Source organism: Campylobacter sp. BCW_6889 (assembly GCF_001762535.1).
Taxonomy (GTDB): Bacteria; Campylobacterota; Campylobacteria; order Campylobacterales; family Campylobacteraceae; genus Campylobacter_D; species Campylobacter_D jejuni.
Genome location: NZ_MJWZ01000001.1, coordinates 1 through 229, shown reverse-complemented (window position 1 = coordinate 229; position 229 = coordinate 1). Strand labels below are relative to the sequence as shown.

The 229-nt window shown below is 26.6% G+C and carries 1 pseudogene; it reads right to left on the bottom strand.

The annotated features are described in order from the left end of the window. Positions 1 to 229: pseudogene (locus AJ939_RS00005) on the bottom strand (hypothetical protein); the annotation flags it as partial.

The window sequence follows — 229 nt, the reverse complement described above, 5'->3', positions numbered from 1 at the left end:
TATAAGCTCTGCTTTAGCATTAGTGATAAAAGAAATATATTTATCTCTTTGTTTATCGTGTTTAATACCTGCACATAAAGGTTTAAGTGCTTCATCATACCAAATCACTTCTAGTTTTTCTTCTTTGATGATTCTTAGTGCTACTTCTTTTGTTAGATATTCTTTAATGTCTTTTCCATCGTATTTTTTTTGCTTATAATTCATTTTTAACATTTTATCAATTGCTTCT